This is a genomic window from Massilia sp. NBRC 108631 (assembly GCF_059704565.1).
In genome coordinates, this window is sequence record NZ_BAAKJE010000203.1 from 1 (window position 1) to 17,569 (window position 17,569).

Sequence of the window (17,569 nt, forward strand, 5' to 3'; positions counted from 1 at the left end):
GCTGGCAGCGGCCGCGCCGGCCGGCGCCGCGCCGGCGGCCCTGAAAACCCTGCCCGACACGCTGGCGCAGCGCGTGGCCGCCTGCACCGCCTGCCACGCGGCCAACGAGCGCGGCGACGCCTATTTCCCGCGCATCGCCGGCAAGCCGGCCGGCTATCTGTACAACCAGCTGCGCAACTTCCGCGAAGGGCGCCGCAAGTATCCGATGATGACGTATATGGTGGACCACCTGCCGGACGCCTACCTGCGCGAGATCGCCCAGTACTTCTCGGAGCTGCACCCGCCCTATCCCGCGCCCGCGCCCAACGCGGCCACGCCGGCCATGCTGGAGCGCGGCCGCGTGCTGGTGCACCAGGGCGACGCGGCCAGCAAGGTGCCGGCCTGCGTGGCCTGCCACGGCGCGCAGCTGACCGGCGTGGAGCCCGCCATCCCCGGCCTGCTGGGCTTGCCGCGCGACTACGTCAACGCGCAGTTCGGCGCCTGGCGCAACAAGGTGCGCCGCGCGCACGCGCCCGATTGCATGGCCGAGATCACGGCGCGCCTGTCGGACGCCGACGTGGCCGCCGTTTCCGGCTGGCTGGCCTCGCAGCCGGCCGACGCGCAAGCCCGTCCGGCCGCTTCCATCGCCATGCCGCTGCCGCTGGAATGCGGCAGCGCCGGCGTGGCGCAAGGCTCGTCCGGCGCCCCAGGCTCGCCAGGCGGTCCCGGCGCGCCGGCAGCGGAGGTCCGGCCATGAGCAAACTGCCCATCATCGCCATCGCCGTGCTGGCGCTGGCCACCGGCGCCGGCTTCATGCTGTACCCGGCCGACGATCCGCTGCCGCCGCTGAGCAAGACGGCCGCCCTGCCGCAGGCCGAGCGGGTGGCGCGCGGCGCCTACCTGGCGCGGGCCGGCGACTGCATGGCCTGCCACACGCCGCGCGGCGGCGCGCCCTACGCCGGCGGACGCGCGCTGCAAACGCCGTTCGGCAGCGTGATCTCGCCCAACATCACGCCGGACCGCGACACCGGCATCGGCCAGTGGAACGCGGACGATTTCTGGCGCGCGCTGCACAACGGCAAATCGCGCGGCGGCCGCATGCTGTATCCGGCCTTCCCGTACACCAGCTACACCCACATCACGCGCGACGATTCGGATGCGCTGTTCGCCTACTTCCAGAGCCTGGCGCCGGTGAAGCAGGCCAACCAGCCGCACCAGCTGCGCTTCCCCTACAACCAGCAGATCGGCCTGGCATTCTGGCGCGCGTTGTATTTCCGTCCCGCCGCCTTCCGCACCGACAGCGCGCAAAGCGCGGACTGGAACCGCGGCGCCTACCTGGTGCAGGGCCTGGGCCACTGTAGCGCATGCCATAGCACCCGCAACGCGCTGGGCGCGTCCGGCGACGGCTTGTCCGGCGGGCTGATACCGGTGCTGGGCTGGTACGCGCCGTCGCTCACGTCCGACCGCGAGGCCGGCCTGGGCGACTGGGCGCAGCGGGATGTGGAGCAGCTGCTGAAGACCGGCATCTCGCCGCGCGCGACCGTGTTCGGGCCGATGGCCGAGGTGGTGCGCGAGAGCTTGCAGCACTTGAGCGACGCAGACGTGGCAGCGATGGCGGTGTACCTGAAAACGCTGCCGCGCCAGGAACCGGCGGAGCGCTACGAGCGCAGCACGGCGCCGGAGGCGCGCGCGCAGCTGGAGGCCGGCGCGCGGCTGTACACCGCCCATTGCGTGGAATGCCACGGGGTGACCGGCAAGGGCTTGCCGCCGCACTATCCGCCGCTGGCCGGCAACCGCGCGCTGCTGATGGACGAGGCGGTCAATCCGATCCGTATCGTGCTCAACGGCGGCTTCGCGCCCGGCACGGCGGGCAATCCGCGGCCCTACGGCATGCCGCCGTTCAGCCACAAGCTGAACGACAACGAGGTGGCGGCCGTGGTGTCCTATCTGCGCAGCGACTGGGGCAACAACGCGCCGCCGGTCAGCGGCAACGACGTGAACCGCTACCGCACGGTGCCGCTGGATTAGCAGGCAGGGCGGCTTGGGCCGCCCTGCCAAGCCGCCGCTACCCGGCCAGGCCGAGGCGGTCGGTCGTGGCGTTGCGCGCATCCTCGATGGCGATCTTGCCTTCGGCCAGCAGCACGCGCAGCGCGGCGTTCATGGTGTGGCAGCCGTCGCCGCCCTTGGTTTCCATCCAGTCGCGGATGCCGGCGATGCTGCCGTTCTCGATCAGGCGCGCCACGTCCGGATTCATGGTCAGGCATTCGGTGGCCAGGTGGTAGCGGTTGCCCTCCACCGACGGCAGCAGCGCCTGGCACAGCACGCCGCGCAGCGCGTGCGCCAGCGCCTGCTGCTGCGGCTCGCTGTTGCCCAGCATGCGCAGCATCTTCTGCAGTCCCAGTTCGGTGGAGCGCGCGTGCAGCGTGGCCAGCACCAGCGGGCCGGATTCGGCCAGCGCCAGCGCTTCCTGCGCCGTCTGCGCATCGCGGATTTCGCCGATGACGATCACGTCCGGCCGCTCGCGCAGCGCGTCCAGCGCTCCCAGGTAGAAGCTCTCCACGTCGCCGTCGAAGCCGACCTCGCGCTGGGTGACGATGCAGCGGCGCTGCGGGATCAGCGTCTCCACCGGGTCTTCGATGGTGATGATGTGGCCGGAGCGCGTCTTGTTGATCTCGTCCAGCATGGAGGCGATGGTGGTGGACTTGCCCTGGCAGGTGTCGCCGATGATGAGCACCAGGCCGCTGGTCAGCTGGGAGAACTTCTGCTCGTTGGCGCGCAGTCCCAGCTGCGACATCGCATGCGGTTCCTTGGGGAAGCGCCGGATCACGCAGCCGAGCCGCTTCTTGCCCTGGAACGTGAAGCAGTTGGCGCGGATGCGTGCCGTGTGCAGGTCGATGGAACGGTCGAAAGCGCGGTCCTGGATGCGTTCGCGCCAGTTCGGCTCCACCACTTCGAAGAATTCCTCCAGCTCCTCGCGCGTGATGGGCGAATCCGTCACCGCCACCAGGCCTTTGGGCTGGCGCAGCAGCAGGGGACTGTTCTGGTGGATCAGGATGTCGCTGAAGCTGAGCCTGGAATTGAGCAGATGCAGGATCTGCTCGACCAGGGTGCCGAAGACCGGATGGTCTTCGTTCTCTTCATAGCTGAGGGTGCGGATCTGCGAAGACTGGTGATTGTCCATCGTACTCTACTCTCCGGGTAAAAAATGTCGCCTGGAAAGATTATACGGGACGCTTGGGGAATTCAAAGCCTGTTTTGAGGTCCATGTAGACCTTTACGCCACCCTGGTTGACAACCGACTTGGGCGGTGGCGGGAGCCCGGCCAGTTCGCGCGTAAATACCGGCAAGCCCTCGCCCTTGCGCAACTCCTCGTCGGCGCGCTGGAACACGTTGGGGCAGCCGGTCTCGGCCAGCAGCGCCTGCACGATCGGCACTTTCCAGGCGTCGACGGCGCCGGCCTGGAAGCTGCACAGCAGGAAGCCGGCCGGGCCGCCGTAGTAGTCCACCACCAGGCCGGGCAGGCCGTCTTCCTCGGCGTTAATCAGCTGCATCAGGTCTTCCGGCCCCAGCTTGGCCACGGCGGACGCGCGCCTGGCGATGGCGGCCTTGACGCGGCGCTTCATCATGGCGTGGTCCACCGGCTCGTCTTCGCGGAAGGTCCAGACGCGGGCGCGGATCTGCACCGCGTGGGCGTTGTAGGCGGCGCGCGCCAGGAATTTGCGCGACGACGATTGCACGGTGGCGGTGGCGCCGGCCTTGCCCTTTTCCTGCGGGCGGCCTTCGACGCGCTCGATGGCGGTCGGATAAATCCAGGGGTCGCCTGCCAGCAGGCTCTTTTCCTTGCCCTGTTTGATGGTAATGATCAGCATGTGTTTCCAGTGTAGTTACAGCCAGCATGATACCGCATGGCGCGCGCCGCCCCCCTGCGGAATGCATTCTATTCCGCCGTCCGTGCAGTCTGTCGCATGGGACGGGCGGCGGCGGCGCGGTTTCCCTACTATCCCACCATCGAACCAGATTCACGACAAGATCAACCAGGAGATCACAACATGGCAATCAACCCGACCGTCCGCTCCGCCCTGCGCAACGCAGCCCGTGCCACGCTGCTGGCCGCCAGCGCCCTGGCCATCATGGTTCCCGCCGCCCAGGTGCAAGCCGGTCCGTTCAGCTGGCTGGGCGGCGGCGAGCGCGTGCAAGGCAACGGCAAGATCACCAAGCAGACCCGCGACGTCGGCCACTTCACCGGCCTGGCGCTTGCGCTGCCGGGCGAGGCCGAAGTGCGCATCGGCAACACCGACAGCATCACCATCGAGACCGACGACAACCTGCAGGCGCTGGTGGAGACGGTGGTGGAAAACGAAACGCTGCGCGTGCGCCCGGTCAAACGCAATATGCGGCTCGACACGCGCAACATGAAAATTATCGTGCAGGCCAAGAGTCTCGATCGGATCTCGGTGGGCGGCTCGGGCACCGTGGACGCGGAAAACCTGAAAGGCGCCAACCTGACTTTCGACGTGGGCGGCTCGGGCGCCATCAATGTGCGCGGCATGGAAAGCGAATCGGTATCGGTGTCGCTGGGGGGCAGCGGCAGCTTGAAGGCAAGCGGCAATACCGAGCGGCTGAAGGTGTCGATCGGCGGTTCGGGCAAGGTCAACATCGGCCAGCTGGCCGCGCGCGACGCCTCGGTCAGCATCGGCGGCTCGGGCCAGGCCACGGTGTGGGCCAAGCAGTCGCTCAACCTGAGCGTGGCCGGTTCCGGCGACATCGGCTACTACGGCGACCCGCAGATCAGCAAATCCATCATGGGTTCGGGCAACGTCAAGCGCCTGGGCGCCAGCCCGCAGTAGCACACGACTGCTGCAAGCAAGACAGGTTACTTCAGCCCGGCAGGCGCACACCCCGCCGGGCTGCGTTATTTGATGTTGAACAACTCTTGTGCGGAGGCGCCACCCAGCAAGCGGTCCAGCCACTCTTGCAGCTGCCGGGAACCGGCGGATTCGAGCTGCACCGAAACACGGGGGCGGCACCGGCTGCGGCAACCTCAGCCCGGACAGAGCCGGGCCGGGGAACTTACAGGTCGAACTTGAGTTCCGCAATCACCGTGCGCTGGGTGTACGGGTGGAAGGCCCAGTATTTGCGGTTGTTCAGGTTATCGATGCCGAACGAACCGGTCCATTGCGTGTTGAAGCGGTAGCGCACCCGCACGTCGGTGACGAAATAGTCCGACACACCCGTATAAGTGGCGCCATTCGGATCGCTGTTGTCCAGCGTGCCGTACTGGCGGCCGCTGTAGCGCGCGCCCAGGCTGGTAGTCCATTTGTCGCCAACGTGGTAGGAGGCCAGCAGCGTCGCCCGCCAGTCAGGCACGCGCGGCTGACGCTTGCCTGCACTGGCCGGCAGCTTGTCGTTGCGGACGATCTCCGAGTCGGCGTAGGTCATGCTGCCGGTCAGCGACAGGCCGCGCACCAGCACGTGCTCCGCCTGGTAGGACAGCTCCAGCCCCGTGGTGCGGATCTCGCCCACGTTCTGCACCGTGTTTACGGTTGGCGTCAGCGCCTGCGAGTACAGCGCGTCGCGCGTGTTTTCGTGGAACACGGTGGTGCGCAGCGTGCCGCGCTCCAGCGCGCGCTCGGCGGTCAGCTCGCTGGTCCAGGATTTCTCGGCGCGCAGCGACGGATCGGTGTTGATGATCCTGCCATCCACGATGGAGCCCTGGAACAGCTCGGCCGCAGTCGGGTTGCGCACGGCGCGGCCGGTGGACGCCTTCAGTGTCCACAGGTCGGCCGCCCGGTAGGACAGCGCCGCCTTGGGCGACCAGCTGTTCTCGCTGCGCGCAGGGAAGCCCAGCAGGCCGCCGGTGCCGGGCCTGGCCGCCAGGCTGGCCGCATTGGAGACTTCGCCGCCGAAGGCCTGCCAGCGCTCGAAGCGCAAGCCCAGCGTCGCCTTCCACGGCTCGCCGATGCGCCAGGTGTCCTGTGCATACAGGCTTTCCAGGCGCGTCTCGCCGTTGAAGGTGGAGACGTGCTTGCCGTCGCCCGCGCCGATCCAGTCCGCGCTGCTGAAGACATGCGTGCGCAACTTGGCGCCCTCGCGCTGCAGGCCGAAATCGACCACGTGCGCGGTCCATCCTGCGGCGGCAGCGCCGGCGCCGGCGCCGGGCCGCCACGTGCCCTTCAGCGCCAGCGTGTTCCAGCCGCTGCCGCCCATGTCGGTGACGTTGCCCTGCCCGTTCGTGTCCCGGTCCGGCACCGCCACGGTGGGCGTGCGCACGCGGTCCTTGGCGTAATCGTACAGGCTGGCCGCCACCTCCCAGCTGAATACCCCCTTGCTGTGCTGCTTGAGCGAGAAACCGTGCATCAGGTGCTCCAGATTGCCCCGGCTGGGCGCGAAGTCCGAAGGCAGGAGACTGTAGCGCAGCCCGTCCACGTTGATGTCGCCCTTGTACACCGGCTTGCCGGCCGTGTCGCGCAGATAGGACTGCGAGCTGCGCTCGGCCCCGTTCTTCCACCAGCCCAGGGTGTAGCTGGCGCGCAGAATCGGCGACAGCTCGTAGGCCAGCTTCACCTTGGCATGGTCCTGCACCGTATGGATCTGGTTGGTCGCGCCCAGGATCAGCCAGTCCTTGTTGGCCGGGTTGCGGTCCGCAATCGCGCCTGTCACCGGCACACCGCCGCTGTCCGGCGTGCCCTGCGTACGCTGCCTGTTGGCGAAACCGATCGGCTGGCCATTGCTGTCCAGGCGCGACACGTCCACCCACCACGACCACGCCCCCTGCCGGTTGCCGAGCGATGCGCTGCCCTGCTTGCCGTAGTGGCGGGTATCGCTGCCGTACTGCTTGAAGCCCTGGCCGTAGCCGGACAGCTTGACGTGCGCCTCGAGCCGCGTCGGCATGCGGGTCTGGAAGTCCACCACGGCGCCGGCCGAGTTGCCCGGATAGGCTGCCGAAAACGGCCCGTACAGCACATCCACCCGCTCGATCTCCTCCGGCGTCACCATGCCCCAGCGCGGCGTATAGGTGGCGCCGTTGCCCAGCAAATTGGACAGCAGGATGCCGTCCGCGTACACCAGCGAGCGCGCGCTGTTACCGGTACCGGACGCGCGGCTGGCCAGCACCGCATGGTCGTAGTCGCCGATGTAGCGCTTGCGCACGTTCAGGCTGGGCAGGTATTTCAGCGCATCCTCGCTGTCGCTGGCGTTGATGCGGTCTTCGATCTGGGCGCCGGTGATGCCTTCCATGGTGGTGGGAATCTGCGCCGGCAGTGAACTTGGGCGGCCGCCGTTGACGGTGACCACGGCATGATCCGCATGCGCAGGACAAATCACGGACGCAGCAGCGCCCATCACCGCCAGCATCACTGCCAGCGGCTTGCGTTTAAACTTGTTCATGATGTTCTCAGTGCTGGTGGGCGGCGCCTTCTGCCGGAAGGACGTTCAGTACGGGTGCCGGCGCCAGAACCTTGACGCCCGCTTCGCCGGGAAGCTCATCCCAGGCCATGCTGCCCTTCACGCACTCCTGCACGATCTTGAAATACAGCTTGCCCGCTTCCGCAGGCAGCTTGACCTGCACGGTGAACTCGTCGAAATACGCGTCCTCCAGCGGCCCGCCGCTCCATGTCACTTCGCGCACGGCGGTCGTGATCTTGCGGCCGTGCGACTCCACCGGCACCGACAATTTGCCTTCCACGGTGCGGATTTTCCAGCCCGGCTTGGGCATGGGTTTGGCGCCGGTCACGGATTCGGGCAGCATCACGGTGATGGCCCTGGTCGGGCTGCCGTCGCAGCCGTGGCCGACGCGGAAGGTCAGCTTCTGGTAGCTGGCCGCCAGGCCGGTGGCCTGCTCCAGCGTCACGTGCGCGTACACCTGCGCGGACAGCAGCGCGCCCGCCGCGGCTGCGGCGAAAACAAGAATCTTCTTCATGGCGGGCCTCACTTGGCGGAATAGGTCAGCGGCCGCACGGCCACGTTCAGCTCGATGGTCTCGAGCTTCTTGTCTTTCTTGCGCACCACCAGCGTGAGCGGCACGGTCTGGCCCTCTTTCAGCTGGCGTTTCAGCTGCATCAGCATGATGTGGTAGCCGCCGGACGCCAGCTCCACGGTTTTGCCGGCAGGCAGGTCGATGCCGTCCACCTGCTGCATTTTCATCATATTGTTCTCCATCGCCATCTGATGGATTTCGGCGCTGCCGGCCACGCTGGAGCGCACTTCAACCAGGCGCGCATCCTGCGCCGATTGCAGCTGCATGAAGGCGCCGCTGGCTTTGGCGGCGGGCACGGTGGCGCGCACCCATGGGTCTTTGACGGTGACTTGCGCTTGTGCGCAGGCGGCGGAGAACAGCAACACGGATGCCAGGAATTTGGTTTTCATATCTACCTCTGAAACGATTACGGGATGCGCCTTGGCAGGGCAAGGACGCAGTTGTAAAGCAGATTCAGACTTGCGCAGGCGGCCCGCGCGGGCGCGACGCCGACCAGGCCGCGAGCGGCTGCGGTGCGCGATAGAACAGGAAGGGGTGAACCTGGGACTGCGCGGCGAACGGCAGGCCGGAAACCAGGGACGGCGGCATGCCGAACGAGCCGGCGTGGGTAAAGCAATAGCCGCAATCCTCGCCCATCGACATGGCCTTGCTGTCGCTGCCGTCTTCCATCAGCAGGAAGGCGGCCGGCAGAGGCTTGCTCTTGTCGGCGCGGCAGAATTCAAAGGCGGCCGGGTTACCTTCGGCCATGGCGTGCGAAATCGACGGCGCAAGCGCGTTCATCAGCACCGCGATGACCGCGATCCAGATCCACAGCGCCTGGTGTTTCCACCTGTTTGCCAATTTCATTTGCATGGTGCGAAATTATACATTAGCTAGCGCCCCGCCGCTTCCAGCATGGCTGCCAGCTCCTGCGCCGCCTTCCAGCGCTGCGACGGCGCAGGATGCGCGAACTGTTCGAAGTTGGGTGCATGGCTGGCGCGCGCCAGCTTGTGGAAATAGCGCGCCAGCATGGGCGCCGACCAGCCCACGCGCCAGGCCAGCTTCAGGCCTTCGCGGTCAGCCTCGGCCTCCTGCTGCATGCCCAGCGGCGCCAGCTTGCGCATCAACGCCGAGTCGTTGTCCACCGCGTCTTCCAGCTCGGCGAAGGGACGCCCGCGCCAGGCCGGTTCCAGCCGCATCGCTTCCTCGTACTCCAGCAAATTATGGCGCAGCACCGCATGCGCGATCTCGTGCGCCAGCAGCATGGCCAGCTCGGCGTCCGTCAACTGCAGCTTGTGGACATAGGCGCGGCTGACCAGCAGCTTGCCGCCGGCCATGGCGTAAGCATTGTCGTCGTCTTCCGGCGTGGTGTGGACTTCCCACTGCCAGCCGGCCGATTCGGGATAATCGTGCACGGCTTGCGCGATCAGGGGCTTGACGACGCGCTGCACGCGCTGATGGAAAGCGGGATCGGCGTCCAGCTGGTGCCGGGCCTGCAGCTCGCGCATCTGCTCGCGGTACATCCGCTCGGCGCCGGCCATGACTTCGGCCTGCGTCAGCGCCAGGGCGGCGCCCGCGTAAGCGATGAGCGTAAGTGCGAAAAAGTAGCGGCGCATTGGCACATTCTGCCACAGCGCCACAGGGTACTAGCGCTCGCCCTTGAACGTTTCGCGCTCGATCAGCACGGTTTCGGTGCCGTCGGTCAGCCAGATCTGGCCGTCCTGGATGGTGCATTGCAGCTGCATGGTGCGCTGGGCCATCTTGGCCAGCTGCTCGGTCGCCTCGGACTGCAGGTTGATCACGCTGAGGTTCTTGGCGCGGTCGACCTTGTTGGCCAGCGCCTTCCACCAGATATGGCTGGTGGCGTTATAGCTGTACACCACCACTTGCTCCGAGCGGCCGGCGCCCTTCATCAGCTTCTTGTCGTCCGGCTGGCCCACTTCGATCCACAGCTGGATGGCGCCGGTCAGGTCCTTCTGCCACAGGTCCGGCTCGTCGGTGTCGAACAAGCCCTTGGTGAAGGTCAGGTGCTCGTGTGCGTGGATGGCGAACGCCAGCAGGCGCACCATCATGCGTTCGTCGGTTTCAGACGGATGGCGCGCCAGCGTCAGCAGGTGCGTGTCGTAGTAATTGCGGTCCATGTCCGCAATCGATAATTCGGCTTTGTAGATTGTTGCTTTGAGGGCCATTGCACACTTCTATGTTCGGTAAGGTTATTTGAATACGACGGTCTTGGCGCCGTTTTGCAGCACGCGGTGTTCGGTGAACCATTTCACGGCGCGCGCCAGCACCACGCATTCGACGTCGCGGCCGATGGCCGATAGCGTGTCCGCGTCCATCGAATGGTCGACCCGTTCCACGTCCTGCTCGATGATCGGGCCTTCATCCAGGTCGCTGGTGACGAAGTGCGCGGTGGCGCCGATCAGCTTCACGCCCCGGTGGTGCGCCTGCGCATACGGCTTGGCGCCCTTGAAACTGGGCAGGAAGGAATGGTGGATATTGATGGCCTTGCCCTTCAGGCGGGCGCACAGCTGCGGCGACAGGATCTGCATATAGCGCGCCAGCACCACCAGGTCGATCTTGTGGTTGTCCATCAGCTCGATGATGCGCGCTTCCTGCGCCAGCTTGGCCTCTTCCGGCGCACCGGCCGCCAGCGGCAGGTAGTGGAAGGGAATGTTGTAGCTGGCCGCCAACTGGTAGAAGTCCATGTGATTGGACACGATGGCCGGAATTTCCACCGGCAGCAGGCCGCTCTTGTAGCGGAACAGCAGGTCGTTCAGGCAATGGCCGATTTTCGAGACCATCAGCATCACGCGCGGCTTGGCGCGCGCGTCGCGCAGCTCCCAGTCCAGCTTCATGGACTCGCCCAGCTGCGCAAAATCGGCGCGCAGCTGCTCGTCGTTGACGCCCGGCTCGTCCAGCGAGAAATGCACGCGCATGAAAAACAGCTGCGATTCGGCGTCGCCGAACTGTGCGGAGTCTATGATGTTGCAACCGTGTTCGGCCAAGAAGCCTGACACGCGGTGCACAATGCCGCGCTGGTCGAGGCAGGACAGGGTAAGGATGTATTCTGGATGCGTCATGTCAAAAAATTTCAGGTTAGACGAATATCAACCCGCTATTGTCGCACGCCTGCGCGGCAGTTCCATTTATTTGAAAAATAGCACGATCGTTCAATTCTAAGTTATAGTTCAAGCACTCACTATTTGGAGACACAAAATGACCTTGGAGAACCTGCAATTCCGCCTGGCCAGCCGTCCGGTCGGCATGGCCAAAGAAACCGACTTCCAGAAGGCAGCCGAGCCGCTGCGCGAACTGGCGGACGGCGAGATCACCGTCAAGACGCTCTACCTGTCGCTGGACCCGGCCATGCGCGGCTGGATGAACGACGCCAAATCCTACATCCGCCCGGTCGCCATCGGCGAAGTGATGCGCGCCGGCGGCGTGGGCGAAGTGGTGGCATCGAAGTCGCCGAAGTACGCGGTGGGCGATATCGTGTCCGGCGGCATCGGCGTGCAATCCTACTGGCAAGGTGCGGCGGACGACAAGAGCGCCTCCTTCTTCAAGATCGACGGCCGGCTGGCGCCGCTGACCACGTGGATGAACACCCTGGGCATGCCGGGCATGACGGCCTATTTCGGCCTGCTGGAAGTGGGCCAGCCGAAAGCCGGCGAAACGGTGGTGGTGTCCGGCGCGGCAGGCGCGGTCGGCCAGACCGTGGGCCAGGTGGCCAAGCAGCTCGGCTGCCGCGTGGTGGGCATTGCCGGCGGCAAGGAGAAATGCGACTTCGTGGTCAATGAACTGGGCTTTGACGCCTGCATCGACTACAAGACCGGCTCGGTGCGCGACGGCCTGAAAGAGCACTGCCCGCAAGGCGTGGACGTGTATTTCGACAACGTGGGCGGCGACATCCTCGACACCGTGCTGACGCGCATCAACATGAAGGCGCGCATCGTCATCTGCGGCGCGATCTCCCAGTACAACAACACCACGCCCGTGAAAGGCCCCGCCAACTACCTGTCGCTGCTGGTGAACCGCGCGCGCATGGAGGGCATGGTGGTGTTCGACTACGCCGACCGCTACCACCTGGGCGTGGCCGCGCTGGCGGGCTGGCTGAAGGAAGGCAAGATCAAGAGCAAGGAAGACGTGGTGCAGGGGATAGAAAACTTCCCGCAGGCATTGACGATGCTGTTCGAAGGCAAGAACTTCGGCAAGCTTGTGCTGAAAGTCGCCTGAACGCCATTCTCGCGGAACTAAGCGCCATGACACTTCTCTAATTGACGGAGCAGCCAGCCTGGCTGCCCGTCCAACGTTCACTACGATCAAGGAGAAGGGTCATGGCTACAAATCAAGGCGATCAAGGCAAAGGCAGCGCCACCAAAGGCACGGCAAAACGCGGGTTCGCGGCGATGGATGAAGCGCAGCAACGCAGCATCGCGAGCAAAGGCGGACAGGCTGCACACCAGAAGGGCACGGCGCACGAATTCGACTCCGAGGAAGCGCGCCGCGCCGGCCAGAAAGGCGGCGAAGCGGTCAGCCGCGACCGCGAGCACATGGCGGAGATAGGCCGCAAGGGCGGCGAGAGCCGCCAATCCGCCAACCGCGCTGCGGGCAACCGCCAGGGCGGCAGCGGCGCCAAGACGGACGACAAGCAATGAGGCGAACATGGCCTGCGCGGCGCGCCCCGCAGTGCACAGCCGCTTTCATCCCCCTTATGACAGAGGCGCACACTGCACCATAGCGTCCGCCGTGTTTCATCGTGCTGGGCTAGAATCGGCAGGCCCGCTGGCAAGGGCCAGCGTTTGCTACCGATTCTACCCACCATCACGAGGCAGACATGACTGCAACTTCAAAACAGGGCGGCGATGCGCTGACCACCCCGACCGACCTGGGCTCGAAAGCCCGCAAGGAAGTCACGCTGGGCCTGAACCGCCTGCTGGCGGATGCGTTCACGCTCTACATCAAGTGCAAGAACTTCCACTGGCACGTGAGCGGCCCGCACTTCCGCTCCTACCATCTGCTGCTCGACGAGCAGGCCACCGCCGTCTACGCCATGCTGGACCCGGTGGCCGAGCGCGTGCGCAAGCTGGGCGGCAGCACGCTGCGCTCGGTGAGCCATATCGCGGAACTGCAGCGCATCAAGGACAACAACGCCGAATACGTCGATCCGGTGGCCATGTTGAACGAATTGCGTGAAGACAACCAGCAACTGGTGAAGTTCATGCGCGAAGTGCACGAGATCTGCGACCAGGACAACGATATCGCCACCGCCAGCCTGCTGGAAAACTGGATCGACGAGGCCGAACAGCGCATCTGGTTCCTGTTCGAATCGACCCGCTAAAACCTTGTCAGCCGGGCATGCTAGAATCGGTCGGACCTCAACCACAAGGTCCGCTCCGACATGGCACTGTTCCCCCTCGACACCCTGGCCGCCTACGTGGCGGCCGTCCTGCTGCTGGTCATCGCTCCCGGCCCCGACAACATCCTGGCCATCAGCCGTGGCCTGAGCCAGGGCCGCGCCGCCGCCGCCCTGTCCGCGTCCGCCGCAGGGCTGGGCATCATGCTGCACTCCATCGCTGCGGCGCTTGGACTGACGCTGCTGATCCAGGCCTCGCCCGCCGCCTTCTGGGCCGTCAAACTGGTTGGCGCCGCCTACCTGCTCTACCTCGGCTACAAGGCACTCAGCTCGCACGGCCTGATCTCGTTCCGGCCCGCCGCGCGGCAAAGCCTGCGCAGCATCTTCGCCAGCGGCCTGCTCTCCACCATCCTCAACCCCAAGCCCGGGCTGTTCGTGCTGGCTTTCATCCCGCAGTTCGTCAGCGCCGAGCGCGGCTCGGTGACGGTGCAGATGCTGGCCTACGGCGCGATTTTCGCCGTACTGACGGCCGCCATCTTTGCGCTCATGGGCTGCTACGCGGCCAAGCTGTCGGACTGGATGGCGCAGCGCCCGCGCGCCACCAAAGGCCTCAACGTCGGTGCCGGCGTGGCCTTTGTGGCCTCCGGCATCTCCATACTCGCGCTGGGCAACCGCCGCTAGGCCATCAAGCCGGCACGCCCACGATCACGCTGGAGGCCTTGAACAGGGCCGTAGCTTGCATGCCCTCCTCCAGCGCCAGTGCCTGGCTGCTTTCCAGCGTCACGGTGGCGCCTATGGTGCCGCCCCCCGGCAGCGCGATGCTCACATCCGCGCTCACCGCGCCGGGCACCAGGCGCGAGACCACGCCCTTGAGCTGGTTGCGCGCCGACAGCCGCGCCCCTTCGGCCTCCGTGGCGACAATCACCGACGACGCCTTCACCAGCGCGAACGCCTCCGATCCCACCTGCAATCCCAGGCCGGCAGTGCTCTCGTGCGTGATGATGGCCACGACCTGCTGGCCGCCGACGATGGCGATGGTGACTTCATCGTTCACGGCGCCGGTCTTGATGGCCGACACAGTGCCGGCGAAATGGTTGCGGGCGCTGGTTCTCATTTTCATGGTCTGGATCAAAAGGAAATCATCAGCCAGCGCGTGCGACTGGCGGCTCAGGTGTTCCACGAACAGGCGGTGCTCGCGCTCGATCTTGTGGAAGTTCTCCACCAGCTGCGCGCCGCGTCTGGTCAGCCGCGTACCGCCGCCGCCCTTGCCGCCGGCAACCCGTTCCACCAGCGGCTCGCCGGCCAGGTTGTTCATCGCCTCGATGGCGTCCCAGGCGCCCTTGTAGCTCATCTTCACCGCCTTGGCGGCCTGCGTGATGGAGCCGCATGCCGCGATGCTGGCCAGCAGCGCCACGCGGTTGGAGCCCCCCAGGTGCTCGCCGCCCACCGTCATCCAGACCTTGCCGTCCAAGGCCAGTTCCTTGTCGTCATCCGCCATTGCCATTCTCCTCGATGACGGCGCCGTCGGCCATCGTCAGTACATGCCCGCCGAAAACGCGCGCGTCCTCCGGGTCATGGGTAATCATCAGCATGGGAATATTCAGCCGGCGCTGCAAGGCGTCCAGCTCTTCGCGCATGCGCACGCGCAGCACCGGGTCCAGCGCGGCGAAGGGCTCGTCCAGCAGCAGCGCCGCTGGATCGGCGATCAGCGCACGCGCCAGCGCCACCCGCTGCCGCTGCCCGCCCGACAACTGCGAGGGCAACTGCTGCGCCACCGCCTGCAGCTGGAAGGCTTCCAGCCAGTACTCCAGCCGTTCGCCATCGACGCGCGGAGCGGGATTGAACCAGTCCAGATTCGGCCAGCCCCGACCAGACCAGCCCCGGCTCAGCCCGAACACGATATTCTGCCGCACGTTCAGGTGCGGAAACAGCGCGTAGTCCTGGAACAGATAGCCCACGCGCCGGCGCTGCACCGGCAGGTTGATGCGCGCGGCACTGTCGAACAGCCGGCGACCGCCCAGTTCAATGCTGCCGGCGTCCGGCGTGATCAGTCCGGCGATGGCCTTGAGCAGCATGCTCTTGCCCGCCCCGGACGCGCCGTAGATAACGATGCGGCGGCTGTCGGAGCGCAGGCGCGCCTTCAGGGTGAATTCACGCGGGCCGGCGCGCAGGGTCTTGGCGATATCGAGCTGGATCTGCATGTCAGGGCTGCCGCGTAGGCGTGAGTTTGTTGGCCAGCACCAGCACCGCCACGCAGGTCACCGAAGTAATGATGACCAGCAGATTGGCGGTGTCGTCCTGCCCCGCCTGTACCGCCTCGTAGACGGCGATCGACAGGGTTTGCGTCTTGCCGGGGATGCTGCCGGCCACCATCAGCGTGGCGCCGAATTCGCCCATGGAGCGCGCGAAGGCAAGCAAGGTTCCCGCCAGCACGCCGCGCCAGGCCAGCGGCAAGGTCACGCGCAGGAATACGCCGGTGCCCGACACGCCCAGAACGCGGGCGGCGTCCTCCAGTTGCGTGTCCACCGTTTCAAACGCGGAACGCGCGGCTTTCAGCACCAGCGGGAAAGCCACCACGGCGGCGGCGATCACCGCCGCCTGCCAGGTAAAGATCAGGTTGATGCCGAAGTGCTGCTGCAGCCAGTGGCCTATCGGACCGTTGCGGCCAATCAGCACCAGCAGGTAGTAGCCCAGCACTGTGGGCGGCATTACCATCGGCAGGGTCAGGATCGCGTCCAGCATGTCGCGGCCGGGGAAACGCGCGCGCGCCAGCAGATAGCCCAGCGCCACGCCGAACACCACGTCCAGCACAGTGGCCCACAGCGCTACCTTCAGCGATAGCGACAGCGCGATCCATGCCGATTCCATCGTTTAAGGACGTCCGAAGCCGTATTTGGCCAGGATGGCCTGGCCGGCCGGCGCCAGCGCGTACGCCAGGAACTTGCCGCCCCCGGCGGGATTGGGCGCTGCGCGGACCGCGGCGATCGGGTACAGCACCGGCGACTCGGTCGGCACCGGCAGCGCCGCCTTGACCTTGTCCTTCATTACCAGCGCGTCGGTGGCGTAGACGAAACCGGCATCGACTTCGCCGCGCGCCACGTAGTCCAGGCTCTGGCGCACGGAGGCGCCGAAGATCAGCTTGGGCTCGACAGCGGTCCACAAGCCGGCCTTTTCCAGCGCTTGCTTCGCGTAGCGGCCCACCGGCACACCGGCCGGATTGCCCATGGCGACCCTGGCCACGGCAGGCAGGCGCAGATCGGCCAGGCTCTTGACGGGCAAGGTGCTGGCGGCGGGCACGATCAGCACCAGCGAGTTGCTGACGAAGTTCTTGCGGCTGCCGGCCGCCAGCAACTGCTGCTGCTCGGCCTTGTCCATCGCTTCCTGGTCGGCGGAGGCGAATACGTCGACCGGCGCGCCCTTGGCGATCTGGGCCACCAGCGCGTCCGAGGCGGCGAAGTTGAGCAGTACCTTGTCGCCCGGGTGCGCGGCCTCGTACGCTTGCGACAACTCCTTGAAGGCGTTGGTCAGGCTGGCGGCGGCGGATACGGTAATATCGGCGGCGCTGGCAACGCCCATGGCGGACGCCAGCGCGGCGGCGAGACAAAGCTTCTTCAGCATCAAGCACTCCTTCTGCATGGAAAATCGCAATATACTCGATTATATAGCGGAATGTGATACATTCTCGCCTCCCCACCCATCCGGCCATCCGTATATATGCAGCCCCTGAAGTACCTCAGCGCCTATTCCGAGCAAATGCAGCAGCAAGTCCAGCAATTGATCGCGCAGGACAAACTGGCCGACGTGCTGACAAAGCGCTATCCGAGCGCGCACGGCATCCGCACCGACAAGGCGCTGTACCAGTACGTCCAGGATTTGAGGAATGAGCACCTGCGCAACGCCGCGCCGATCGACAAGGTGGCGTTCGACAGCAAGATCCACGTCATCAACCACGCGCTGGGGCTGCACACGTCGATCTCGCGGGTCCAGGGCGGCAAGCTGAAGGCCAAGCACGAAATCCGCGTGGCCACCATGTTCAAGGAAGTACCGCTGGAATTCCTGCGCATGATCGCCGTGCATGAACTGGCGCACGTGAAGGAAAAGCAGCACGACAAAGCCTTCTACAAGCTATGCACGTATATGGAGCCGAACTACCACCAGTACGAGTTCGACCTGCGCCTCTACCTTACCCAGCTCGACCTGAGCGGCACCAAGCTCTGGTAACCGCCCAAAAAATGGGGTCAGGGTTAATTATTTTTGCAACTAATTGCAAAAATAATTAA

Annotated in this window: 21 protein-coding genes; 8 read left to right on the forward strand and 13 right to left on the reverse strand. The window is 65.8% G+C overall.

Annotated features, from left to right (window positions below; all coding sequences use genetic code 11):
* Window position 1 precedes the first annotated feature (1 nt).
* Together AC6H42_RS22075 and AC6H42_RS22080 are read left to right on the forward strand one after the other, a co-directional pair.
* Window positions 2-736, forward strand: a complete 735-nt coding sequence (locus AC6H42_RS22075) for a c-type cytochrome (RefSeq protein ID WP_497548947.1) — start codon at window positions 2-4, stop codon at window positions 734-736.
* Entirely contained in the window at window positions 733-2,007 is a 1,275-nt protein-coding gene (locus AC6H42_RS22080) for a c-type cytochrome (protein ID WP_497548948.1), read from the forward strand. Before AC6H42_RS22075 ends, AC6H42_RS22080 begins: the two co-directional genes overlap by 4 nt.
* A 37-nt stretch (window positions 2,008-2,044) precedes the next feature.
* Here AC6H42_RS22080 and AC6H42_RS22085 read toward each other — a convergent pair whose 3' ends face one another.
* Together AC6H42_RS22085 and AC6H42_RS22090 are read right to left on the reverse strand one after the other, a co-directional pair.
* Window positions 2,045-3,160: a type IV pilus twitching motility protein PilT gene (locus AC6H42_RS22085; protein ID WP_057155729.1), complete on the reverse strand. Its 1,116-nt coding sequence runs from the start codon at window positions 3,158-3,160 to the stop codon at window positions 2,045-2,047.
* 40 nt (window positions 3,161-3,200) lie between these two features.
* Entirely contained in the window at window positions 3,201-3,848 is a 648-nt protein-coding gene (locus AC6H42_RS22090) for a class I SAM-dependent rRNA methyltransferase (RefSeq protein WP_497548949.1), read from the reverse strand.
* Window positions 3,849-4,028: 180 nt separating this feature from the next.
* Between AC6H42_RS22090 and AC6H42_RS22095 the strand changes: the two genes are divergently transcribed.
* Window positions 4,029-4,826: a head GIN domain-containing protein gene (locus AC6H42_RS22095; RefSeq protein WP_057155731.1), complete on the forward strand. Its 798-nt coding sequence runs from the start codon at window positions 4,029-4,031 to the stop codon at window positions 4,824-4,826.
* 223 nt (window positions 4,827-5,049) lie between these two features.
* Here AC6H42_RS22095 and AC6H42_RS22100 read toward each other — a convergent pair whose 3' ends face one another.
* The 7 genes from AC6H42_RS22100 to purU form a co-directional block, all read right to left on the reverse strand.
* Entirely contained in the window at window positions 5,050-7,365 is a 2,316-nt protein-coding gene (locus AC6H42_RS22100) for a TonB-dependent receptor (RefSeq protein WP_497548950.1), read from the reverse strand.
* A gap of 7 nt (window positions 7,366-7,372) precedes the next feature.
* The gene (locus tag AC6H42_RS22105) at window positions 7,373-7,897 is read right to left on the reverse strand and encodes a YcnI family copper-binding membrane protein (protein ID WP_497548951.1); all 525 of its coding nucleotides are present in this window, start codon (window positions 7,895-7,897) and stop codon (window positions 7,373-7,375) included.
* 8 nt (window positions 7,898-7,905) lie between these two features.
* Window positions 7,906-8,343: a copper chaperone PCu(A)C gene (locus AC6H42_RS22110; protein ID WP_057155734.1), complete on the reverse strand. Its 438-nt coding sequence runs from the start codon at window positions 8,341-8,343 to the stop codon at window positions 7,906-7,908.
* A 64-nt stretch (window positions 8,344-8,407) separates the two neighbouring features.
* Window positions 8,408-8,800 (reverse strand): DUF2946 domain-containing protein, encoded by a 393-nt coding sequence (locus AC6H42_RS22115; protein WP_162249901.1) that lies wholly within the window; start codon window positions 8,798-8,800, stop codon window positions 8,408-8,410.
* Between the two features lie 26 nt (window positions 8,801-8,826).
* A complete protein-coding gene (locus AC6H42_RS22120) occupies window positions 8,827-9,549 on the reverse strand; it encodes a M48 family metalloprotease (protein WP_057155736.1) in 723 nt (240 codons plus the stop codon).
* Between the two features lie 30 nt (window positions 9,550-9,579).
* Window positions 9,580-10,122: a YaeQ family protein gene (locus AC6H42_RS22125; protein ID WP_057155737.1), complete on the reverse strand. Its 543-nt coding sequence runs from the start codon at window positions 10,120-10,122 to the stop codon at window positions 9,580-9,582.
* Between the two features lie 24 nt (window positions 10,123-10,146).
* Window positions 10,147-11,016, reverse strand: a complete 870-nt coding sequence (gene purU, locus AC6H42_RS22130) for a formyltetrahydrofolate deformylase (RefSeq protein ID WP_057155738.1) — start codon at window positions 11,014-11,016, stop codon at window positions 10,147-10,149.
* 136 nt (window positions 11,017-11,152) lie between these two features.
* Here purU and AC6H42_RS22135 point away from each other — a divergent pair, with 136 nt between their 5' ends.
* The 4 genes from AC6H42_RS22135 (at window position 11,153) to AC6H42_RS22150 (ending at window position 13,970) form a co-directional block, all read left to right on the forward strand.
* Window positions 11,153-12,169, forward strand: a complete 1,017-nt coding sequence (locus tag AC6H42_RS22135; protein ID WP_497548952.1) for an NADP-dependent oxidoreductase — start codon at window positions 11,153-11,155, stop codon at window positions 12,167-12,169.
* A gap of 101 nt (window positions 12,170-12,270) precedes the next feature.
* Window positions 12,271-12,591, forward strand: coding sequence for a KGG domain-containing protein (locus tag AC6H42_RS22140; protein WP_057155740.1), 321 nt, complete (start codon window positions 12,271-12,273; stop codon window positions 12,589-12,591).
* Between the two features lie 179 nt (window positions 12,592-12,770).
* A complete protein-coding gene (locus tag AC6H42_RS22145) occupies window positions 12,771-13,274 on the forward strand; it encodes a Dps family protein (RefSeq protein WP_057155741.1) in 504 nt (167 codons plus the stop codon).
* A gap of 60 nt (window positions 13,275-13,334) precedes the next feature.
* Window positions 13,335-13,970 (forward strand): LysE family translocator, encoded by a 636-nt coding sequence (locus AC6H42_RS22150; protein ID WP_497548953.1) that lies wholly within the window; start codon window positions 13,335-13,337, stop codon window positions 13,968-13,970.
* Window positions 13,971-13,974: 4 nt separating this feature from the next.
* On the opposite strand, the gene AC6H42_RS22155 is transcribed toward AC6H42_RS22150, so the two are convergent.
* The 4 genes from AC6H42_RS22155 to modA are packed head-to-tail and all read right to left on the reverse strand — an operon-like array spanning window position 13,975 to window position 16,907.
* Window positions 13,975-14,787: a TOBE domain-containing protein gene (locus AC6H42_RS22155; RefSeq protein ID WP_057155742.1), complete on the reverse strand. Its 813-nt coding sequence runs from the start codon at window positions 14,785-14,787 to the stop codon at window positions 13,975-13,977.
* Window positions 14,777-15,490, reverse strand: a complete 714-nt coding sequence (locus AC6H42_RS22160; RefSeq protein WP_497548954.1) for an ATP-binding cassette domain-containing protein — start codon at window positions 15,488-15,490, stop codon at window positions 14,777-14,779. Before AC6H42_RS22160 ends, AC6H42_RS22155 begins: the two co-directional genes overlap by 11 nt.
* 1 nt (window position 15,491) lies before the next feature.
* Window positions 15,492-16,157, reverse strand: a complete 666-nt coding sequence (gene modB / locus AC6H42_RS22165; protein WP_497548955.1) for a molybdate ABC transporter permease subunit — start codon at window positions 16,155-16,157, stop codon at window positions 15,492-15,494.
* Window positions 16,158-16,160: 3 nt separating this feature from the next.
* Window positions 16,161-16,907 carry a molybdate ABC transporter substrate-binding protein gene (gene modA, locus AC6H42_RS22170; protein WP_057156088.1) on the reverse strand — a complete coding sequence of 249 codons (747 nt, stop codon included), beginning with the start codon at window positions 16,905-16,907 and terminating at the stop codon, window positions 16,161-16,163.
* A gap of 96 nt (window positions 16,908-17,003) precedes the next feature.
* On the opposite strand from modA, the gene AC6H42_RS22175 reads away from it, so the two are divergent.
* Window positions 17,004-17,510 carry a YgjP-like metallopeptidase domain-containing protein gene (locus AC6H42_RS22175; RefSeq protein WP_057155745.1) on the forward strand — a complete coding sequence of 169 codons (507 nt, stop codon included), beginning with the start codon at window positions 17,004-17,006 and terminating at the stop codon, window positions 17,508-17,510.
* The last annotated feature ends 59 nt before the right edge of the window (window positions 17,511-17,569 follow it).